Here is a 15,856-nt window from a genome sequence, read left to right as displayed (position 1 = left end):
CCCGTCCCGGTCACGGGCGTACCAGGGAGCTCATTGGTTTTGCGCACCCCTTCTCGCCGGGAAAGGATGAGGGGACGGTCACAGTCTCGGCTTACGGCACTCTGACAGGCGGTGGGCGAGGCTGGACGCGGGTACACGTGCCACGCTTGACGGACATGTTCCGGTACGCCTGCACGACGCACCACCGGCTCGCCCACCATGCGAGCCGGGACACGGGGCCCGGACGCGGGCCGGCTTTGTTGCGACGCTGAGGAGAGAGCCGTGAGCACCGAGAACGAGGGCGCAGCCGTCCCGCCGGAGGGCGAGCCGCCGGTGGCGCCTCAGGCGGCGGACCGTGCTCCCGAGCCGGGCGGGAAGGCTCCGCAGGTTCCGGGTACACCACCGTCCACTGAGCCCAGCCTGGACAAGGGCGGGCCGGGCCGTGAGATGCCCGCCCGTCCGGACTTCGCTCCCGGCGCGCCGCAGCACGCGCCGCAGCAGGGCGACACCGCCGCGCTGCCCCCCGTGCCCCACAGCGCCCCCACCCCCTTCGCGGCCGACCCCGCGCAGCCGCAGGCGCAGGCCGGCGAGTTCGGGCCGTACGGCGCGCCGACGGGCCCGGCCGGCCACGCCCCGACCGCCACCTGGCAGACCGCTCCCGGCGGCTACGCCGGCGGTCCCGGCGCCCCCGCGGACCCGTGGGGCGCACCGGAGCCCGCGCCGCGTCGGCGGCGCGGCGGGCTGGTGGCGGCGGTCCTGGTGGCGGCGCTCGTCGCGGGTGGCGTGGGCGGCGGCATCGGCTACTGGGCGGCCGGCCAGGGCGACCAGGGCTCCACCACCGTCTCCTCCGCGAGCGACCCGGGCGCCGTCAACCGGAAGCCGAACTCCGTCTCCGGAATAGCCCAGAAGGCCCTGCCCAGCGTCGTCACCATCGAGGCCCAGGGCTCCGGTGGCGAGGGCGGCACCGGTACCGGCTTCGTCTACGACAAGCAGGGCCACATCCTCACCAACAACCACGTGGTCGCCAGTGCCGCCCAGGGCGGCAAGCTCACCGCCACCTTCTCCAACGGCAAGAAGTACGCCGCCCAGGTGGTCGGCCGCGCCGAGGGCTACGACGTGGCGGTCATCAAGCTGAAGAACCCCTCCGGCGCCACGCTCAACCCGCTGCCGCTCGGCCGCTCCGGCAACGTGCAGGTCGGTGACGCCACGATCGCCATCGGCGCCCCCTTCGGCCTGTCCGGAACCGTCACCACCGGCATCATCAGCGCCAAGGACCGCCCGGTGGCCTCCAGCGACGGCGGCGGCTCCAACGCGTCCTACATGTCCGCGCTGCAGACCGACGCCTCCATCAACCCCGGCAACTCCGGGGGCCCGCTGCTGGACGCGGCGGGGAACGTCATCGGCATCAACTCCGCCATCCAGTCCGCGGGCGGTGGCGGCGGCGGCTTCGGCGGCGAGTCCGGTCAGGCGGGCAGCATCGGCCTGGGCTTCGCGATCCCCATCGACCAGGCCACCCGGGTCGCGCAGGACCTGATCAAGACCGGGCAGCCGGTGTACCCGCGGATCGGCGTGCAGGTGACGATGAAGGAGGGCGGTGGCGGAGCCACCATCCCCCAGACCGGCGAGGACGGCGCCAACCCCGTCACCGCAGGCGGCCCCGCCGCCCACGCCGGCCTCAAGCCGGGCGACGTCATCACCAAGCTGGACGACACCCCCATCGACAGCGGCCCGACCCTCATCAGCGAGATCTGGCAGCACAAGCCCGGTGACACGGTCACCCTGACCTACAAGCGCGGCGGCCAGGAGCACACCACGAAGGTCACCCTGCAGGCGCACAAGGGCGACGACTGACGCGCTACCCTGATCCCCGCGCCCGGTGCTCCGCGGCGCGGGGAGAGTTGCCCGAGCGGCCTAAGGGAACGGTCTTGAAAACCGTCGTGGTGGCGACACCACCGTGGGTTCAAATCCCACACTCTCCGCAGGTGAACGGCCCCCGACCGGCGTTTCCGGTCGGGGGCCGTCCGCGTTGCCGGGGGCTGCTGTGTCCTCCTCCGTGCAGCCTTCCGGTGCTCGGGGCACGGGAAGGGCGCGCCTTCCGCGTCGAGCCCCCTCACCCCGCCCGCCGCCCCCCGCCCGCCTTCTTCGACGTGCTCTTGGCCGTCTTGGAGGCGCTGGACGTGCCGGACTTGGCCGAGGTCGACTTCTTGGCCGCCGTCTTCTTGGCGGTGCCCTCGGACTCGGCCCCTTTGCGCGGGGCGGAGCGCTTGGCGGTGGACTTCGCGGACTTCTTGGTGGCGCTCGTGGAAGTGCTCTTGCGGGTCGGGGCGGAGGACTTCGAGGCCGGGCCGGACCGGGTGCCGCCCGTGCGGGAACCGCCACTGCGCCCGCCCCGCAGCGGGGTGACCGAGCCCTCGCCGCCTTCCGCCTCCGGTACCTCCGCGTCCTTGGCAGGGGTCTCGCCGCGGGACTCCTTGGCGGCGCGGACGCTGTCCTGGAGGGCGGCGGTGAGGTCGAGGACCTTGCCGCCGCGGGGGGTGGCGGGGGCCGCGGCGGGTTCGGTGCCCTCCAGCTTGGCGGCGACCAGTTCCTCCACGGCCTCCCGGTAGTCGTCGTGCATCTCCTCAGGCTCCAGCTCGCCCAGGGAGTCCATCAGCACCTGGGCCAGGTTCAGCTCGCGGTCGGTGACCGTGATGTCCCCGGAGGGGGCCAGGCCCTCGGGGGAACGGAGCTGGTCCGGCCACAGCAGCGAGTGCATGACGATGGCGTCCTCGTGGACGCGGAGCATGGCGAGGGTCTCGCGGTTGCGCATCGCGACCTTGCCGATGGCGACCTTGCGGTGCTGGACCAGTGCCTCGCGCAGCAGGACGTAGGGCTTGGCCGCGGACTTCCCGTCGGCGCCCAGGTAGTAGGCCTTGCCCAGTTGCAGGGGGTCGATCTCCTCCGCGTCGACGAAGGCCAGGATGGTGAGCGTCTTGGTGGTGGGCAGCGGCAGGGCGGCGAGGTCGTCCTCGGTGATCGGCACCACGGTGTCCCGGCCCGCCGGGTACGCCTTGCCGATCTCCTCCGTCGGGACCTCCTCGCCGTCCAGCTCGCACACCTTGCGGTAGCGGATGCGGCCGCCGTCCTTCTCGTGGATCTGGACGAAGGAGACGGACGCCGTGGAATCGGTGGCGCTGTACATCTTCACCGGGATGGTGACGAGACCGAAGGAGATCGCCCCGCTCCAGATCGCTCGCATCGTCGCCCTCTCTCCTGGTCCCGAGCCTGCCGGCCTGAAGCCGTCCGTCGCGAGGCAGCCGGCCTCCGGCCGCGGCACCTGCCCCTCCGGTGCGGAACCTCGCGGTCCGCCGCTCGGGAGGCCGGTGCGCTCCCGGGTGCGCAGTGGCGGCACCGCCGGTCGGCGCCCGGCTGGTTCGGGGACGACATCTGACCGTTATGTGGGTATTCGTGACAGTCTCAGGGTATGCCGATCACCGAGATCGAGGGGCGGCGGCTGTCGGTCAGCAACCTGGAGAAGGTCCTGTACCCGGCGACCGGCACCACGAAGGCCGAGGTCCTGCACTACTACCTCACGGCCGCCGACGTCCTGCTGCCGCACCTGCACGACCGTCCCGTCTCCTTCCTGCGCTTCCCGGACGGTCCCGGCGGCCAGCGGTTCTTCGCCAAGAACGTGCCGGCCGGTACGCCCGCGTGGGTGAGGACGGCGGAGGTCCCGCACCGGAGCCGTGAGGCGGCCCGGCAGGTGGTGCTGGACGGGGTGGCCCCGCTGGTGTGGGCGGCCAACCTCGTCACCGAGCTCCACACGCCGCAGTGGCGGGTGGACGCGCCCCGGGTGGCGGACCGGCTGGTGATGGACCTGGACCCCGGGCCGCCCGCCACGGTCGTCGAGTGCTGCCGGGTGGCGTTGTGGGTCCGCGAGAGGCTGGCGGCGGACGGGCTGGAGGTGACGGTGAAGACCAGCGGCTCCAAGGGACTCCACCTCCTGGTGCCGGTCGAGCGCACCTCGGACACCCACACCACCGCCTACGCGCGGGCGATCGCCGTGGCGGCCGAGCGCGCCCTGCCGGAGCTGGCCGTGCACCGCATGACCAAGGCACTGCGGCCCGGCAAGGTCTTCCTGGACTTCTCGCAGAACGCCGCGGCCAAGACCACCGCCACCCCGTACACCCTGCGCGCCCAGGAGCTCCCGGCCATCTCCGCGCCGGTGACCTGGCGCGAGGTGGAGCGGTGCACCGACCCCGAGCAGTTGGTCTTCCTGCACGACGACCTCCCGGGCCGGCTGGAGGAGGTGGGGGACCCGCTGGCTCCGCTGACCGATCCCGCCTGTGCGCGGGCGCTTCCGGAGGTGGACGGCTGAGGGGGCGGCCGCCGGGCAGGGCGAGCCGGCGGGCGGGTGCCGCGTCGGTCGGTGTGCGTCCGTGGTCGACCGGGGGACTGTGACCGGTGTGTGTCCGTGGTCGACCGGGGGACTGTGGCCGGTGGGCGTCCGTGGTCGACCGGGGGTCCGTGGTCGGTGTGCGTGCGTGGGGCCCGTCGGACGGGAGTCGCCAGCGTGTTCGAGCGTGCTGCGGCTTCCGGGGGCGTACGCGGTGGTGAGTGCGGTGTCCTGTCGGCGTGCGCGGGAACGATTCGCCCGCTGCCGGGGCGGGGAGCGGGAAGGTCGCGGCGGGGGCGCACGGGGTGGTGGGAGGTGAGGTGTGCTGCGGGGGTTTATTCCGGGTTCATCATGCTTGCGAGGTAATCAGACGGTGAGCGCTGGTTCGCCGGGGATTCGGTGGGCAGTGTGGTGGCGCGACGTCGTGACAACGCCCGGTCGGTCGGCCAACTGGCCCGGCGCACCCCGTAGTTGTTCCTTCAGGAGGAAAGACATGGCAAGCACCCGTACCGCACGCGTCCTCGCAGCAGTCTCGGCGCTGCCCCTGGCGGCGGCGCTCTTCGCGGGAGTGGCGCAGGCTGACAACGGCGGCTTCGCGGACGACGGTTCCAGCGCGGCGTCCGTCAGCCAGAGCGGCACCGGGGTCGGCGACAACAACAACGGCAACTCCACCACCACCCAGCAGGTGGCCAACGGGGCCGGTGCGTCGAACCAGAACAACACCGCCAGTGTGGTGGGTTCGGGATTCACCCGCATCAACCAGTCCAACGCCACGGTGAACTTCACCCGCCTCTGGTGAGGCGGCGCCCGTGACGACGTGCTTGCGGCGGCTCCTCGTCACGGTGGGCCTGACACGGGAGGGCTCCTGGTGGTCACCAGGGGCCCTTCCGGTCGTGTGGTGCGCGCAGGGGCGGGGTCGCGCAGGGCGGGGCGGGGATGGGCTGCCGCCGATCGGCCGCCGGGCCGCCACCGCAGCGCCGCCGGGCGAGTGACGGGAGGACCGGTGTGATCATCAGGCATACGGCTGAAACGCGGAACGGCCTGTGCGTGTCCGGCCGGTGGCGGGCAACCCGGGATCGTTGACTCACCGTATGCGTTCGACGAAGCAGATCATCCGAAGGGGCCTGCTCCTGTTCACGGCCCTGTCCTCCCTGGCCGTGGGCGCCGACTCGGCGGGTGCCACCGACCCTGCGGCTGCTGACGCACACTCCGCCCGTGGCACGGCCGGCCGGCCGGAAACCGCCGGTGCCTCCCACCGTGCCGCTCCCACCGGCCCGGCCCGGCAGCGGCCGGCCGCGCCCGGCTCCGCCCGTCCGATCCCGACCCGCGCGCCCTCCGCCACGGGGAAGCCGAAACCGCCACCCGGTGACGGTCTCCCCCCGATCCCGCCCTCCCCGTCCTCCCACCCGCCGTTGCCCACCGGCGAGCCCCGGCCGGCGAAACCCCACACGAAGCCGGGCGGGTCCCCGTCGCCCACCGCGGGGAATGCCCCCGCGGGGGGCCACGCGGCGTCCCGGAGCAGCCGGGCGGCCAAGCCGAGGATCTTCGAGGGGCGGGCCCTGGACACCTGCCTCACGCCCCCGCTGACGACCCTCGATGCCTGGCGCGACTCCCCCTACCGCGGGATCGGCGTCTACTTCGGCGGACGCGGACGTGCCTGCCCGGACCAGCCCCGCCTGGACCGGGACTGGGTGCGCGGTGCCGACCGCAGGGGCTGGCGGGTGCTGCCCGTCTACGTCGGATCGCAGGCGCCCTGCATCAGCGACCACGCCAAGCAGCAGGTCAGGCTGGGGGAAGACCCGGAGGGCCAGGGCGTGCGCGAGGGCAGGGACGCGGTGGCGCGGGCCCGGGAACTCGGCATGGCGCCCACCAGCCCGCTGTACCTCGACATGGAGGCCTACGACATCCACGACGCGGACTGCTCGGCCACCACGATGACCTTCGTCCGAGCCTGGAGCCGCACGGTGCGGGCCTGGGGCTACCTTGCCGGGTTCTACAGCAGCGCCGACTCCGGTGTCGCCCAGCTCGCCGCGGCCCACCGGGCGAAGGCCACCGACCTGCCGCAGGCCGTGTGGTTCGCGCGCTGGCACGTCCCGCCGGCGCTGTACGAGGAGAGGGCACTGCCGGACAAGGCGTGGCGCCCCCACCGGCGCATCCACCAGTACGAGGGCAACGTCGACGAGGAGTACGGCGGCGTCCGCATGCACATCGACCGCAACCAGGTCGACGCCCCGGTGGCGATCCTCGCCCGCTGAGCCACGCCGGCGTGGTGGGCACGGTGGTGGTTGGCGGACAGGGCGGTCGGGGTGGAGGTCAGGGTCGCCCCCGACGCCCGGCAGACCCGCCGCCCTCCCTGAGGGGTGCTTCCGGGCACCGCCGTCCACCCTGAGGCGGAGGACGGTTCGAGACCCAGGGCCGATCCCGGGGCCGTCCGCAGTTCCTAGCGTGGAGTCATGACCACGCCCGTGCAGACCGGTGCCTCCGCCACCCTCGTGTACCCGTCGTTCGCCGCCTACGTCCGGGCGCGCGAACCGGCACTGGTGCGCGCGGCCCGGTCGATGACGAGCGATCCCGACGACGCTCAGGACCTGCTCCAGACGGCACTGGTCAAGACCTACGTGGCCTGGGACCGCATCGAGAACCACCGTGCGCTGGACGGGTACGTGCGGCGCGCCCTGGTCAACACCCGTACCTCGCAGTGGCGTCGGCGACGGGTGGAGGAGTTCGCCTGCGAGGAGCTGCCCGAACCCACCCCGCTGCCCGTGGACGACCCGGCGGAGCTGGAGGCGCTGCGCGAGGCGGTGTGGGCGGCCGTGCTGCGCCTGCCCGCCCGGCAGCGTGCCATGGTCGTCCTCAGGTACTACGAGGACCTCAGCGAGGTGCGGACCGCCGAGGTCATGGGTGTCTCGGTGGGCACCGTCAAGAGCGCGGTCTCGCGGGCGCTGGCCAAACTCCGCGAGGACCCGGAGCTCACCGCGGTCAGATGAGGCACGGGCGGGCCCCGGCCGTGCACCACCGGCCCCACGCCGGCCCGGCCCACCGGCTGCCGCGGCGCGCACCGCCCGTCCTCGCCCGGCCCCGTCCTCGCCCGGCGGCCGGGGAGAACACCGCGGGGTAGTGACATACCGGCCGGTCGGACCGGAGAATCACCGTCACGACGACCCACCCACGCCCGCGGGAGGCGCCCCGGTGATGATCAGCACCATGCAGGACGTACCGCTCAACGTCCGCCGCATACTCGAACACGGTTCCACGGTGCACGGCCGGTCCACCGTGACCACCTGGGCCGGCGAGGACGAGCCCCGCCGGCGGAGCTACGCGGAGGTCGGCGCACGCGCCGCCCAGCTCGCCCACGCCCTGCGCGAGGAACTCGGCGTGACCGAGGGGAGCATCACCGGCACCCTCATGTGGAACAACGCCGAGCACCTGGAGGCGTACCTGGCGATCCCCGCCATGGGCGCCGTCCTGCACACCCTCAACCTGCGGCTCCCCGCGGCCCAGCTCGCCTGGATCATCGACCACGCCGCCGACCGGGTGGTGCTCGTCGACGGTTCGCTGGTGCCGCTGCTCGCGCCGCTGCTGCCCCGGCTGTCCTGCGTGGAGCACGTGGTGGTCTCCGGGCCCGGCGACCGGACGCCGCTGGACGGCCTGGACGTCACCGTCCACGACTACGAGGACCTGCTCGCGGGGCGCCCGACCCACTACGACTGGCCCGAGGTCGACGAGCGGGCGGCGGCCGCCCTCTGCTACACCTCCGGCACCACCGGCGACCCCAAGGGCGTCCTGTTCAGCCACCGGTCGATCTACCTGCACTCCCTCCAGGTCAACTCCGGCGAGGCGTTCGGCCTGACCGCCAGGGACACCGCGATGCCGATCGTGCCCCTCTTCCACGTCCTGGGGTGGGGCATGCCGCACGCCGCGTTCATGGCGGGCTGCTCGCTGCTGATGCCGGACCGCTTCCTCCAGCCCGGGCCGCTGGTGGACATGGTGGAACGGGAGCGGCCGACCATCACCGGTGCCGTACCCACCATCTGGCAGGGCGTCCTGGACGTCCTGGACACCGCGCCCCGGGACGTCTCCTCCCTCCGCACCGTCATCGTGGGCGGCTCGGCCTGCCCGCCGGCGCTCATGCGGGCCTTCCAGGAACGGCACGGCCTGCGGGTCATCCAGGCGTGGGGCATGACGGAGACCTCCCCGCTGGGCTCCGTCGGCCACACCCCGGCCGGCGTGGAGGGCGAGCAGGAGTGGGCCTACCGCGTCACACAGGGCCGGCTCGCCTCCACGGTGCAGGCCCGGCTGACCGGTCCGGACGGCGAGCGACTGCCCTGGGACGGCACCTCGGTGGGCGAGCTGGAGGTCCGCGGACCCTGGATCGCCGGGGGCTACTACGGCGGCCGGGACGCCGAACCGCTGCGGCCCGGGGACAAGTTCACCCCCGACGGCTGGCTGCGCACCGGCGACGTCGGAACCCTCACCCCCGACGGCTTCCTCACCCTCACCGACCGTGCCAAGGACGTCATCAAGTCGGGCGGTGAGTGGATCTCCTCCGTGGAGTTGGAGGGGCACCTCATGGCCCACCCCGCGGTGCGGGAGGCCGCCGTGGTCGCGGTGCCCGACGAGAAGTGGGGCGAGCGTCCCCTGGCCACCGTCGTGCTGCGCGAGGGCGCCACCGCCGACTGCCAGGAGCTGCGGGCCTTCCTCGGCGAGCGCGTCGCGCGCTGGCAGCTCCCCGAACGCTGGGCACTGGTCGAGGAGGTCCCCAAGACCAGCGTGGGCAAGTTCGACAAGAAGGCGCTGCGACAGCGCTACGCCGAGGGCGGCCTGACGGTCACCCGGGTCACGCCCGGCACCTCCGGGGCCAACCCCCCGGACGCCCCGGCCGGTCGGTAGCCCGGGCAGTCACGAAGGCCCCGGCACCCGGACCGGGGCCGCCGCTCGGCTGCGGGCCCACTCCACGGTCCCGCAGCCGGGACAGGCCCGGGACGCGGCCCGGCGGCCGGGTGGCGGGCCCGGCTCAGCGGACGGAACCGAAGGGACGGAGCCGAGGGGACGGAGCCGAGGGGTCGGACCGGTTCAGTGGGTGCCGACCTTCGCCAGCAGGTCGACGATCCGGGCCTGGACGTCCTGGCTGGTGGAGCGTTCGGCGAGGAAGAGGACGTTCTCGCCCGCGGCCAGTCGGGGCAGCTGGGCCGGGTCCATCTCGGCCGAGGTGTAGACGACCAGCGGGGTCCGGTGGAGCAGCCCGTTGGCCCGCAACCAGTCGACGATCCCCGCGCGGCGCCGACGCACCTGCATCAGGTCCATCACCACCAGGTGCGGGCGGACCTGTGCGGCGAGCCCGACCGCCTCCGCGTCGGTGGCCGCCCGCGCCACCTCCAGGCCCCGCCGCTCCAGGGAGTCGGTCAGAGCACCGGCGATCGCGTCGTTCTCCTCGGTCAGCAGCACGCGCGGCGGCTGGTGCTCGGCCTCCCGCGGCGCGAGGGCCTTCAGCAGCACCGCGGGGTCGGCGCCGTACGCCGCCTCCCGCGTGGCGAGCCCGAGCCCCGCGGTGACCAGCACCGGGACCTCCGCGGTCACCGCGGCCTGCCGCAGCGACTGCAGCGCCGTGCGCGTGATGGGACCGGTCAACGGGTCGACGAACAGGGCCGCGGGGAAGGCGGCGATCTGCGCGTCCACCTCCTCGCGGGAGTTGACGATCACCGGTCGGTAGCCCCGGTCGGTGAGCGCCTGCTGCGTGGAGACGTCCGGCGCCGGCCACACCAGCAGCCGCCGCGGGTTGTCCAGCGGCTCCGGGGGCAGCTCGTCGTCCATCGGCTGCGGCGGGTTGTCCAGGACCTCGACGGCACCGTTCGGCCCGTCCAGCGGCTCCGGTCCCTCGCTGCCCTCGTCCGGGGCGGAGACCGTGAAGGCCCGGCCCTCGGAGGCCTCGTGCAGGTGCGGCTGCGGGCCACCGCCCCGCGTCGCGGGCCGGAACCCGGTCACCGACGGGGAACCGGCGCCCTGGCCCGGTCGGGCGGTGCCCTGCGCCGGGGTGCCGGGGCCCGCCTGAGCCGCCGGGCGGCCGCCCTCGGCCGGTGGAGCGGCGAGCTTGCGACGGCGCGTCGGGGCGGAGGGGGCCGTGGGCGCGGACGGAGCCGGCGACGCAGACGGCCGCCCGGCTCCGGCCTGGGGACCGGCTCCGGGCTGTCCGGTGGCGGGCTGCTCGCCGAACTGCTGGGCGAAGGGGACGCCCTGGCCGAGCGTGCGGACGCTGTAGCCCCGCTGCTGGCCGCCGGCGGCCCCCGCGTCCTCGTCCGCCTCCGGAAGCGGCTGCGCGGCGTGGCCGCCCGGTGTCTCGGGGCCCGGCCGGTGGACCGGCTCGACGGCCCCGGGCAGGTGCCCCGGCTCCACCGCGGCCTCGTCGGGGAACGCCTCCGGAGCCGCCGCCCCGGCGCCGCTCCCGGGACTGCCGCCGTGCGCTGCCGGGGTGTGTGAGCCGTCCTCGTACGGGTCCCAGGACTCGGCGGCGGCGTGCGGACGTTCCTCGGGGCTCGGCAGGTGCAGCGGACGGCGCCGGTGCTCCGGGCCGCTCTCGCGGCGCACGCCGTGACCCGCGGGCGGCGTGTGGTCCTCCGCGGTGTGCGCCGGCGCGTGGCTGTGCGCGCCCGTGCCCGCCCCCGGCGGCACCTCGCCGTCCGCGGCCTCCCCGGTGGGGCCCGGCACGGGCCGACCGGCGACCGGCCAGACGTCCGCGGGCTGCGGGACCTGGACAGGTTGCGGAGCCCGGTGGGGGTGCGGTTGCTGTCCGGCGGCGTCCGAGGGCGCCGCGGTCTGCTCACCCGCGGCGGCGGACTGCTCGGGCACCGCCCCGGCTCCTGGTACAGCTGTGGGGCCCGGCACAGCCGCGGGACCCGGTGCGGGCTCCGGCTGAGGCTGGGCGCGGCGGCGGCGTCCGGTCGGGGGCGGCACCTCACCGGACTCGTGGTTCTCCTCGGCCGCCGCCGAGGCGTGGCCGTGCCCCCGTCGCGCTCCGGCAGCCTGCTCCCGGGCAGGAGCCTGCTCCGGGGCCGGAACCGGGGTGGCACCCGTCTCCTCGGCCGGCTGTGCCACCAACCCCTCGGGGCCCGCGACGAACGTGCCGCCCGTATCGGCGTCGGCCATCGCGGCCGCCGCGCGCTCCTCGGCCGCGGCCCGCCTGGCCCGCCGTCGGCCGGTCGGCGCCGGAAGCTGGTCGGCGGGCAACTCCTCGCCCGCCACCGCGGGCAGCCCGAGCGCACCCTGCTCCCCGGACGGCCGGGCCCGCCGACGCCCGGTCCCCGGAGCGGGCTGGGAGGACTGGGCGTCCTCCGCGACCGCGGGCAGCGCCGGCAGGCCCGGCGTGGCCGGCGCCTGCTCGGGCCCGGACGGAGCGGGGGGCAGCGCGAACGGGGTGCGGCCCGGGGTGGGACGACCGGCGGGGGCCAGCGCCTCGGCACGGTCTGCGGGCTGCTGGTGGGGGATGGCCGGTTCGCCGGCCGGCGGGAGCGCGCGCCGCCCCCGACGGCCGGTCGGCTGCTGCTCGGCCTGCTCCTCCCGGCCGGGCCCGGGGCCCGAGGCGCCGGCCGGGACCCGTACCGGTTCGATCGCGAAGGGCCCCTGGGGCGCCCCGGTGGCGGGCGCGGGGACCGCCGCGTCCGCGTTCGGCCTGCGGCCGTCCGCGACGCCGTTGCGCGCAGCCGGGCCGTCCGTGAGCGACCGGCCGGACTGCTGGTCCGGCGTGGGCCGGCCGGCCTGCGGGGCGGCGGCACCCTCGACGGGGAAGGGCGTCCCCCCGCCCGCCGCCCCGGCGCCGTACCCCTCTTCCTCACCACCGCGGGCCGCCTGGTCGCCACCGTGCACGGCGTGCGGCGGTGTGCCGCCCTCAGCGCCGCGCTCCCGGCTCGCCGTCCCCGGCGCGGACCGGGCACCGGGCACCTCGGGGCGGCGTGCCCCACCGGCAGCCGGGTCGTCCTCGGCAGCGCTCTCCGCCTCGGGGCCCCGGGCCCGCCGGCGCCCCGCGGGCCGGCCGTCGGCCTGGGCCGGAATGGCGGGCGCACCACCACGGGTACCGCCGTCACCCTCGGCCTCGTCACCGGCCGCAGCCGCCGCGCGGGCGCCCCGGGCCGGACCGCTGGGGACGGGCATGACCGTCGTCTCGTTGCCGGTGGCCTCGCGCGGACGGTCCGTCACGGGCGCACCGTCCGCACTGACGGGCACCTCCAGCACGTACGCGCTGCCGGCGCCCGGCACCTCGTGGGTCTGCAGCAGCCCACCGTGCTGCCGGACCACGCCGCGCACGATCGGCCCGTGGACCGGGTCGCCGCCGGCGTGGGGTCCGCGGACCTCGATACGCACCACCTCACCGCGGAGCGCCGCCGCGACGACGATGGTGGCGTCGCCGCCGGTGCCCGCCGGGGTGTTGCCGGTGGCGTCGACGCCCGCGACGTCCGCGATCAGGTGGGCCAGCGCCTGGGACAGCCGCTCGCCGTCCACCTCCGCCACGATCGGTGGGGCGTGCACCGCGAAGCGGGCGCGCCCGGGCCCGATCAGCTCCACCGCACCGTCCACACCGGCGGCCACCACCGCGTCCAGCGACAGCCGTTCGCGCCGCAGCCGCTCCTTGCCGGAGTCCAGCCGCTGGTAGCTCAGCACGTTGTCGACGAGCGTGGTCATCCGCGCGTACCCGGCCGAGAGGTGGTGGATGACCTGGTTGGCCTCGGGCCACAACTGCCCGGCCGGGTCCGCGCCGAGCGTGCCCAGCTCGGTGCGGAGCTCTTCCAGCGGCCCGCGCAGCGAGTGGTCCAGGACGGAGAGGAGCTGCGCGTGGCGGGCGCGCAGGGCGTCCATGGGGCGGCGGTCGGTGAAGGTCATCACCGCGCCGACGAGCTGGTCGCCGTCGCGGACCGGAGCCGTCGTCAGGTCCACCGGTACCGCCCGGCCGTCCTTGGCCCACAGCACCTGCCCGCGCACCCGGTGCTTGCGGCCCGAGCGCAGGGAGTCCGCCAACGGCGTCTCCTCCCACGGAAGGGCGGAGCCGTCGGCGCGGGAGTGGTGGATGAGGGGGTGCAGCTCCTGGCCGCCGAGTTCGCTGGCCCGGTAGCCGAGGATCTGCGCGGCCGAGGGGTTGACGAGGACGACCCGGCCCTCGGAGTCGACGCCGACGACGCCCTCGGCCGCAGCGCGCAGGATCATCTCCGTCTGCCGCTGCTGCCGGGCCAGTTCGGCCTCGACGTCCAGGGTGTCGCTGAGGTCCCGCACGACGAGCATCAGCAGCTCGTCCCCGGTGTAGCTGGAGCGGTGGTCGGCCCAGGCCGCCTCGAACGCCGACTCGTAGGGGGTCCGGCCGTCCTCCAGGTTGGCGCTGGTGACCTCGACGAGCATCTCGGTGCCGTCGGTGCGCCGCGCCACCATCCGGGTCGGCTTGGTGCGTTCCTCCCCGGTGTCGTCGTCGGGGCGGCGCATGGAGCCGGGGATGCGCTTGGAGTCGAAGGTCGGCAGGAGGTCCAGCAGGCCCCGCCCGACCAGTGCCGTCCCCGGCGCCTCGAACGTCTCCAGCGCGATGGCGTTGGCGTTGACGACCGTGCCGTTGCAGTTGACCAGCAGCAGCGCGTCGGGGAGGGCGTCCAGTATGGCTGCGAGGCGAGCAGCGCCTCGGGATGGCCTGCTGCTCACGACGACGCTTCCTCCCTGCTGATACCGCACCTTGCCGAGACCGCCGGTGCCCCTGCGGCACCACCGTGCCATACACGTGCGGCGGGTCACTTGGGAGGGAGTCTACGGGCACGGGGCGGCGGCGCGGAGGCGGATGACGCGCAGCGAACACGAAGGATGAGTGCCTTTCGGGCACACGTCCGACATGTGCCCCGCTTCCCGTTCTGATGCGCTACGTCAGCACGGATGCCGTCACCAACCGGCCCCCGGCAGCAGCGGTTGGACGCTCTTCCAGCGGGTGATCTCACAGCCGTTGGTGCGCCGGAAGGTCGCGTCCACGGGACGTCCCGCCCAGACGCCCGTGACGTGCGCGGTCGCCGGGCCCCCGTACTGGAGGGTGCACTGGGCGTGCGGGTCGACGGGGGCGAACGGGTCGGCCCGCCAGGTCGTCGCCTTGTCCAGCCGGTCGCAGGCGTCCCGCGCCATCGGGTGCGTGCCGCCGGTGGGGTGGCAGACCAGCTCCACGGCGTTGCCGTCGTAGGCGCGGTTGCCGGAGCCGGTGACCCGCACGGTCAGGTGGTCCGGCTGCGTCCGCGTCGGCTTCGGGCCCCTCGCCGCCACCGGCGGGGGCACGGGGACGGACACCGCCGGGGCGGCCACCGGAACGCCGGACCCGGCCGGGGTCGCACCGGCGGTCGGCACGGCCGTCACGGCGAGTGCGGCCGAGGCGAGGGCGACCAGGGCTCCGGCCGGTCGGCGGCCGTGGTCGCGCCGGCGGCGCACGGGTCCGGGGCGGCGGGCGGAACGGAGGAGGCGGAGCGGCATGACGGACTCCTGACGTGCTCAGGGGTGAACGGGTCTCGGGCGGCCGTTGCGGGCCGCGCCCGGAGTGACCGCCTCTTCGCGTCGTCTAACGCCGCCGATTGCGGGACGTTGCGCGGGGGTGGGCCGGCCGGGCGGTGTGCGCGGGCGCGCGAGCGAGGAGAGCCGGCCTCGGGGCGCGGGGTGAGGCACGTCACGCGGGCCGGAGCCGCCGCCGGACCACCCGGCCACCGACACCCCCGCCTCTTCCACCTCTCCCACCTCTTCTGCCTCTCCTGCCTCTCCTGTCTTTCCTGCCTCTTGCGTTCCTCGCGACGCGCCTTCGTTCCCCGCCCTTCCCCGAGCGTCCCGCCCATCCCCCGGGCGCGCCCGTCCCTCCGGCCCTCCGGACCTCCGCCCCTCCGGGCGTCCCGCCGTCCGTCTCCCGGCGCCACGCCGTCCCTCTCCCCGCCGTGCCCGACCCGGCCGCAACGCCTTTGCCCCTGGCCCCACCGGCCGGGTACGGTAGGCGGCGATTGGTGACAGCGCACAGTGCTGTGCCATCATCTGCACACACCACATCGCGTTCGCGCGGGTGAGTGCGTGGAGGCGTCGCCTAGTCCGGTCTATGGCGCCGCACTGCTAATGCGGTTTGGGTCTTACCGCCCATCGAGGGTTCAAATCCCTCCGCCTCCGCTCACGACCGAAGCCCCAGCCCTCGTCGGCTGGGGCTTCGGTGCGTTCCGGGGGTGGGGCAGCCGGCAGCGGGGCTTCGGTGGTGGAGGGCGCGGGGCTGAGGTCGGGGCTGTGGGGGCGGCTGAGGTGATCGGCCGGGGTGTCCGGCCTCCCGTGCCCGACCGGGTCACGGCCTACCCGTCTCCGGCTGCGGCTGCCGGTGCGGGTTCGGGCGGGTTGCTCGGGGGCGGAGGGTGTCCCCTTCCGGGGGTGTCGGGTGCGCGGCGGCCCGGTCGGGGCGTGGTGAGGCGCCCGTGACGCCTCCCTGCCACCCCGGGCGCTGGACCCGCGTCCCGCCGCCGACGACCCCGAAAACAC

9 protein-coding genes and 2 tRNA genes are annotated in these 15,856 nt (G+C 75.2%); 8 read left to right on the top strand and 3 right to left on the bottom strand.

Features of this window, described 5'->3' with window-relative positions; all coding sequences use genetic code 11:
- The first annotated feature begins 261 nt into the window (after window positions 1–261).
- Window positions 262–1,830 carry a trypsin-like peptidase domain-containing protein gene (locus tag ACFV3R_RS01345; RefSeq protein WP_385573328.1) on the top strand — a complete coding sequence of 523 codons (1,569 nt, stop codon included), beginning with the start codon at window positions 262–264 and terminating at the stop codon, window positions 1,828–1,830.
- 41 nt (window positions 1,831–1,871) lie between these two features.
- Window positions 1,872–1,958: transfer RNA gene (locus ACFV3R_RS01340), tRNA-Ser, on the top strand.
- A 131-nt stretch (window positions 1,959–2,089) separates the two neighbouring features.
- On the opposite strand, the gene ACFV3R_RS01335 is transcribed toward ACFV3R_RS01340, so the two are convergent.
- Entirely contained in the window at window positions 2,090–3,217 is a 1,128-nt protein-coding gene (locus ACFV3R_RS01335) for a Ku protein (protein ID WP_385573325.1), read from the bottom strand.
- Window positions 3,218–3,442: 225 nt separating this feature from the next.
- On the opposite strand from ACFV3R_RS01335, the gene ligD reads away from it, so the two are divergent.
- The 5 genes from ligD (at window position 3,443) to ACFV3R_RS01310 (ending at window position 9,244) form a co-directional block, all read left to right on the top strand.
- Window positions 3,443–4,336, top strand: a complete 894-nt coding sequence (ligD, locus tag ACFV3R_RS01330) for a non-homologous end-joining DNA ligase (RefSeq protein ID WP_385573322.1) — start codon at window positions 3,443–3,445, stop codon at window positions 4,334–4,336.
- A 511-nt stretch (window positions 4,337–4,847) separates the two neighbouring features.
- The gene (locus tag ACFV3R_RS01325) at window positions 4,848–5,153 is read left to right on the top strand and encodes a hypothetical protein (protein WP_385573320.1); all 306 of its coding nucleotides are present in this window, start codon (window positions 4,848–4,850) and stop codon (window positions 5,151–5,153) included.
- A gap of 292 nt (window positions 5,154–5,445) precedes the next feature.
- A complete protein-coding gene (locus ACFV3R_RS01320; protein WP_385573318.1) occupies window positions 5,446–6,609 on the top strand; it encodes a glycoside hydrolase domain-containing protein in 1,164 nt (387 codons plus the stop codon).
- A gap of 198 nt (window positions 6,610–6,807) precedes the next feature.
- Window positions 6,808–7,341, top strand: coding sequence for a SigE family RNA polymerase sigma factor (locus ACFV3R_RS01315; RefSeq protein WP_385573315.1), 534 nt, complete (start codon window positions 6,808–6,810; stop codon window positions 7,339–7,341).
- Between the two features lie 205 nt (window positions 7,342–7,546).
- Window positions 7,547–9,244 carry a long-chain fatty acid--CoA ligase gene (locus tag ACFV3R_RS01310; protein ID WP_385573313.1) on the top strand — a complete coding sequence of 566 codons (1,698 nt, stop codon included), beginning with the start codon at window positions 7,547–7,549 and terminating at the stop codon, window positions 9,242–9,244.
- A gap of 183 nt (window positions 9,245–9,427) precedes the next feature.
- Here the strand turns inward: ACFV3R_RS01310 and ACFV3R_RS01305 are convergent, their stop codons facing one another.
- On the bottom strand, window positions 9,428–14,023 hold the full coding sequence (locus ACFV3R_RS01305; RefSeq protein WP_385573309.1) for a PAS domain-containing protein: 4,596 nt from the start codon (window positions 14,021–14,023) through the stop codon (window positions 9,428–9,430).
- Between the two features lie 231 nt (window positions 14,024–14,254).
- The gene (locus tag ACFV3R_RS01300) at window positions 14,255–14,827 is read right to left on the bottom strand and encodes an SSI family serine proteinase inhibitor (RefSeq protein ID WP_385573306.1); all 573 of its coding nucleotides are present in this window, start codon (window positions 14,825–14,827) and stop codon (window positions 14,255–14,257) included.
- 581 nt (window positions 14,828–15,408) lie between these two features.
- On the opposite strand from ACFV3R_RS01300, the gene ACFV3R_RS01295 reads away from it, so the two are divergent.
- Window positions 15,409–15,499, top strand: a tRNA-Ser gene (locus ACFV3R_RS01295).
- Window positions 15,500–15,856 lie beyond the last annotated feature (357 nt).

This window comes from Streptomyces sp. NPDC059740 (assembly GCF_042733155.1).
Lineage (GTDB): Bacteria > Actinomycetota > Actinomycetes > Streptomycetales > Streptomycetaceae > Streptomyces.
Note: the sequence above shows the minus strand (reverse complement) of the source record. Positions and strands in the feature narration are given on the sequence as shown.

What these genes read in the sequence shown, in the direction of transcription:
- ACFV3R_RS01335 (WP_385573325.1), bottom strand. Translation starts at nt 3,217, where the DNA reads ATGCGAGCGATCTGGAGCGGGGCGATCTCCTTCGGTCTCGTCACCATC.
- ligD (WP_385573322.1), top strand. Translation starts at nt 3,443, where the DNA reads ATGCCGATCACCGAGATCGAGGGGCGGCGGCTGTCGGTCAGCAACCTG.
- ACFV3R_RS01325 (WP_385573320.1), top strand. Translation starts at nt 4,848, where the DNA reads ATGGCAAGCACCCGTACCGCACGCGTCCTCGCAGCAGTCTCGGCGCTG.
- ACFV3R_RS01320 (WP_385573318.1), top strand. Translation starts at nt 5,446, where the DNA reads ATGCGTTCGACGAAGCAGATCATCCGAAGGGGCCTGCTCCTGTTCACG.
- ACFV3R_RS01315 (WP_385573315.1), top strand. Translation starts at nt 6,808, where the DNA reads ATGACCACGCCCGTGCAGACCGGTGCCTCCGCCACCCTCGTGTACCCG.
- ACFV3R_RS01310 (WP_385573313.1), top strand. Translation starts at nt 7,547, where the DNA reads ATGATCAGCACCATGCAGGACGTACCGCTCAACGTCCGCCGCATACTC.
- ACFV3R_RS01300 (WP_385573306.1), bottom strand. Translation starts at nt 14,827, where the DNA reads ATGCCGCTCCGCCTCCTCCGTTCCGCCCGCCGCCCCGGACCCGTGCGC.